Raw genomic sequence first — 4837 nt, 5'->3', positions numbered from 1 at the left:
CCGCCTCGACCAACGCCGCCATCGCCGCGACGGCCGGGGAGGTCCGCGCCCACGGCGGCGAGGTCGCCTTCACCCAGTTCTCCTCCTCCAACGGCGGCGGGGGAGGCGGTGAGCGCGGCGGCGGCCAGGGCGCTCAGCGCGCTGCTGGTGCCGGCGTCGACGAGCTGCAGCTGGGCGCCCGCGACGTCGGCGCGGGGCAGGCGGACCTGCACGGTGGCGCTCGCGCCCAGCTCGCCGAGCCACAGCGGGTCGGAGCCGGTCACGGCGCCGCGGGCCTCGCTGGTGCCGGGGTCGGGCTCGGAGTCGTGCAGCGCCAGCTCGCTCCACGCGCCCCAGTCGCCGCCGTCCCGGCGCACCCGCACCCCGACGGTGTCGGCGGAGGTGCCGGCGGGGAAGGTCACGCCGACCATGTGCCCGCCGCCGACCTCGACGGTGACGACGGCGAGGTCCGCCGCGGAGCGCAGCGAGCGCAGGCCGGTGGCGGGTGCGGCGGCGTCGGTGGCGCCGGCGCGCTCCAGCGGGTGCTCGGCGAGGGCGAAGGCCCGGGTGGACCCGGCGACCTGCAGGGCGCCGGACAGCGCCGAGGCCGCGGCCCCCTGCGGGGCGTGGGCCAGGGCGGCGCCGACGACGCCGGCGCCGACGGCACCGGACAGCAGGGTGCGGCGGGAGACGCCGGTGGGCGCAGGGGCAGTGCGGGACCGCATCAGGCCTCGTTCCTCCTTCTGGCGGTGGCGGCAGCCACCCGGGGTCACACCCACACGGGTGAACGCTCGGTACCGGCATCGGCGCAGCAGGGCCGGACCTTGAGCGTGTCGCTGCCGACCTGCAGCGACTCCGTCACGCAAAGTAGGTGACGATGCCCGTGGTGTACAAGGTGCAGGAGTGCACGATGCGGTAACGCCACTGTGGTCACTCGTGCACTCTAAGTCACAGCAGTCCGTCTGGTGGGGCTGCCGCGCGCCGCTTTCCATGATCAGGACGCCGTCGCGGGCCCCCGGGACGAGGACGCCCCCCGAACCTGCAGCAGGCTCGGAGGGCGTCGTCAGCGGGTGTCCAGGCGGTTCTCAGCCCCGCTCTGGTGACTGTGAGTAGTCGTCAGCGCTGGCGGACGACACCCAGCTGCCCACCGCCGAAGCCGGGGAAGATCGAGGACAGCGACCCCGCCCCGCACCGCTTCTGCAGCACCTCGCCGATGATCGAGCGGTAGTCCGTCGTGCCGGCCAGGTCGCCGTCCACGAGCCGCTCCGGCGCCAGGCCCGGCCAGGCGCCGTGCACCCGGCCGCCGACGACCCCGCCGCCCAGCAGCAGCACGGCGTTGCCGTGCCCGTGGTCCAGGCCGCCCGAGGCGTTCTCGGCCACCCGGCGGCCGAACTCCGACAGCGTCACCAGCGTCGTGGAGGCGAAGGAGGAGCCCAGGTCGGTGGCGAAGGCCGCCAGCGCGCTCGACAGCTCCGTGAGCTTGTCGCGCATCCAGCCGCCCTCGGCGCGGCCCAGGCCCGCGTGCATGTCCCAGTCGCCGTAGTCCAGGGCGATCACCTGCACCGGTGCGCCCGACTTCTTCAGCACCGCCGCCTGCCGCAGCGCCCTGCCGAGGTCGGTGGCGGGGTAGACCGCGCCACCGGCCGGCCCGGTCGCCGTGCCGCTGAGCCGGGCGACGTCCTCCATCGCCGTCAGCAGCGTGCCCGCCGGCTGCGCGACCTCCGGGCGGGCGCCGGTGTGCATGCGGCGCAGCACCGAGTGCCACTTGGCCCGGTCGTCACCGGGGCCGATGATCGAGAAGCCCTCCAGCGAGGACATCGTCGTCTCCGTGGCGGGGCCGGAGAACGCCATCGGCTGCGAGGTGCCGATGCCCACCCCGTTGAGCACCGAGCCGGTGCCCAGCGAGCCGATGGTCCGGTCGATCCAGCCGGTGCGCACCGAGGTGCCCGGGGCGGCCAGCTCCATGCGCTCCATCGCCGCGAAGTGCGAGCGCGTCGGGTCGGCCTGGCCGACCGCGTGCACGACGCCGAAGGTGCCGTTGCGCCACAGCGGCACCAGCGGGGCCATCGCCGGGTGCAGGCCGAAGGTCTGGTCCAGCCCCAGCAGCGTCGAGCGCGGCACCGCGATGTTCGGGCGGGCCGCGTAGTAGGCGCCGTCGGCGGCCGGCACGACCGCCGACAGGCCGTCGAAGCCGCCGTGCAGGCTCAGCACGACGAGGGTCTCGCCGTTCCAGCCGGTCCCCGCGAAGGAGACCTGCGTCGACACGTCGCCGACGGCGTAGGCGGTGGTCCCGGCCGCGGCGGCGGCCAGCGCGGCGCGCAGCACCGAGCGCCGCGACAGCAGCTTCGAGCCCTCGTCGCAGCCGCAGCGGGGGTCCGTGGGGTTCTTGCCGGGGTTCGTCACGCGGACCTCTCTCAGCGGGTCGTGAAGGACGGGGTGTCGAGCAGGAGCGCCACCAGGTAGCGCAGGTTGTTGCGGATCCACGGGTCCGAGGCCGAGCACGGCGCACCCGCGGAGCGGTTCGCGTACGTCAGCAGCGCCTCGCGCTCGACGGCGCTCAGCGGGGAGCCGACGAGCCGCAGCGCGAGGGCGTCCACGAGCGCGCCCCACGTGGCGGGGATGGACGGCAGCAGGTCCGTCGCGGGGGTGAACCGCAGCTCCGGCGGGTACCAGCCGGCGGCGAAGTCCATGTGCCGGTTCCAGCGGGCGAGCGTCCCGCTGGGGGAGGCCCACGCCGCGGCGACGTCGGGCGCGCCGTTGGGCGCCCCCCACGACATCGACGCGTGCCCGGAGTCCAGGGTGTGCCAGTACAGCTTGGCGATCCCGGCCGTGCCGCTGGGCTCCATGCCGGTGCCCAGCGCGCGCAGCGTGGCGACGAAGTCCTCCTGCGGGGTGCGGACCTTCTGCCCGGCCGAGGCCCAGAACTCCGCCGAGTCGAACATCACCCGCAGCACGGGCGTGATCTGCCCGCCCGTCGCGGTCCAGGTGCCGGCCATCCGGTCCACCAGGGACGCCGGCGGCGCGTCGGAGACGAACCGCGTCGCCAGCCGCGCGCACACCCGCCGCGCGGTCGCCGGGTGCACCGCCAGCCAGCGCAGGTACGCCTCGATCCAGCGCAGCCCCTCGTGCGGGGCGTGCGCCGGGACGGAGAAGCCGTGGATGGTGCGCGCACCGCCGTCGTGGCGGCCCGGGTCGAAGACCGCCGACCCGTCGGGGGCCACCGTCAGCCCGGTGAGCAGGCGGGCCGAGGCCTTCACGTCCGCCTCGCCGTAGCCGGCCTCCACGCCCAGGGTGTGCAGCTCCAGCAGTTCGCGGCCGTAGTTCTCGTTCGGCTGGGCCGCGGTGGAGCTGGCGTTGTCGAGGTAGGCCAGCATCGCCTGGTGCTTGGCGGAGGCCACGAGCATCTCCGGGAAGCTGCCCAGGGCGTGCCGGCGGATCACGGTGCGGTCGTAGTCGGCGCGGCTGTCCCACACGTCGGAGCTGGGGCACGTGACGTGCAGCAGGTTGTTCCACACGTCGACGACCACTTCGAGCAGCTGGCGGCGCGACCAGATCTGCCGGGCCAGCGTCAGCCGGCCGGTCTCGAACATGGGCTCCCACTGCACCTGCTCGTACGGCACCGACCGCAGCGACTGCGGGCTGCGCCCGTAGAAGGGCATCCGGGCCGCGAAGGCGTCCACGGCGGCGTCGTCGACGCCGGCCGGGTTCAGCTGGCGGTCCAGCCACGCGGTGGTCCCGAGCGAGGCGATCTCCGCGACCGCCGCCGGCGTCGGACCCCAGGTGGCGCGGCGCAGCAGGTGCAGCTGGGTCGCCGCGTCGTCGCGCTTGAGGGTCGTGGCCGGAGCCGTGCCGCGGGGGCGGCGGGTGACGAGGGGAGGTGTGGGGACGGACACGCCGAAGCGTTCGACCGAGGATCAAGGAAGCTTGAGCCGACCGGGTGACGAAGCCTCAGGCGGGTGCTCAGGCGGGTGCTCAGGCGGGTGCTCAGGCCAGGGCGGAGCGCACCGCCGCCGCCAGCTCCAGGACCTCCTGCACGTCCCGGCCGTCGCCGGCCGGCTGCAGCACCACGCTCGTCGCCCCGGCCCGCGCGAGCCCGCCGACGAGGTCGGCGACCTGCTCCACCGAGCCGACGGCCAGCGCCCCCGGGCCCGCGTCGCCGTAGAGGAAGACCTCCGCCTCCAGCCGGGCCCGCGCGTCCGGGCCGGTGGCCGCGGGCACGAAGGCGACCACGTCGAAGCCCTCCGGGGCCTGCGCCGCCTCCAGCGCCGCGCGCACGGCGGCCGCGTCCGGGGCGCAGTCCAGGATCACCCCGTCGCCCAGCCGGCCGGCCAGCGCCAGCGTCTTCGGCCCGCGGGCGCCCACCAGCAGCGGCGGCACCTGCGCGGGCGGCCACGCCAGCCGCACGCCGTCCAGGTGCACGTAGCGGCCGTCGGTGCTGACCTCCTCCCCGCGCAGCAGCGGGCGCAGCACCTCCAAGTGCTCGCGCAGCAGCGTCAGCGGGGAGCCCGCCCGGGCACCGACCTGCCCCATCCAGTCGAGCACGCCGTGCCCGACGCCGGGCAGGAAGCGGCCGGGGGAGGTGCGCGCCAGGACGGCGAGCTCCATGGCCGTCAGCGCGGGGTTGCGCAGCGGCACGGGCAGCAGGCCGATCCCGACGCCGATCCGCCGCGTCGCGGTGAGGGCGATCGCCGCCGTCGTCAGCCCGCCCTCGGCGAAGCAGTCCTCCCACAGCCACAGCTCGTCCAGCCCCGCCTCCTCGGCGGCCACCGCCGTCGCGCGCAGCTGCTCGGGCGGCTGCTGGGGGCGGAAGACGAGTCCGAGGCGCGGCGCGGCGGTGGGCACGCCCCGACGCTAGGCC

3 protein-coding genes and 1 pseudogene are annotated in these 4837 nt (G+C 75.9%); all 4 read right to left on the bottom strand.

Going from position 1 to position 4837, the window contains the following annotated elements:
* A pseudogene (locus GTQ99_RS19815) lies at nucleotides 1-704 on the bottom strand (hypothetical protein); the annotation flags it as partial.
* 391 nt (nucleotides 705-1095) lie between these two features.
* The gene (locus GTQ99_RS19810) at nucleotides 1096-2382 is read right to left on the bottom strand and encodes a DUF1501 domain-containing protein (protein WP_166617429.1); all 1287 of its coding nucleotides are present in this window, start codon (nucleotides 2380-2382) and stop codon (nucleotides 1096-1098) included.
* An 11-nt stretch (nucleotides 2383-2393) separates the two neighbouring features.
* The gene (locus GTQ99_RS19805) at nucleotides 2394-3872 is read right to left on the bottom strand and encodes a DUF1800 family protein (protein WP_166617428.1); all 1479 of its coding nucleotides are present in this window, start codon (nucleotides 3870-3872) and stop codon (nucleotides 2394-2396) included.
* A gap of 91 nt (nucleotides 3873-3963) precedes the next feature.
* The gene (locus GTQ99_RS19800) at nucleotides 3964-4821 is read right to left on the bottom strand and encodes an LLM class flavin-dependent oxidoreductase (RefSeq protein ID WP_166617427.1); all 858 of its coding nucleotides are present in this window, start codon (nucleotides 4819-4821) and stop codon (nucleotides 3964-3966) included.
* Nucleotides 4822-4837: the final 16 nt, after the last annotated feature.

Origin of the sequence: Kineococcus vitellinus, assembly GCF_009906315.1 — a bacterium.
Lineage (GTDB): Bacteria > Actinomycetota > Actinomycetes > Actinomycetales > Kineococcaceae > Kineococcus > Kineococcus vitellinus.
This window is presented reverse-complemented; position numbering and strand designations above follow the sequence as displayed.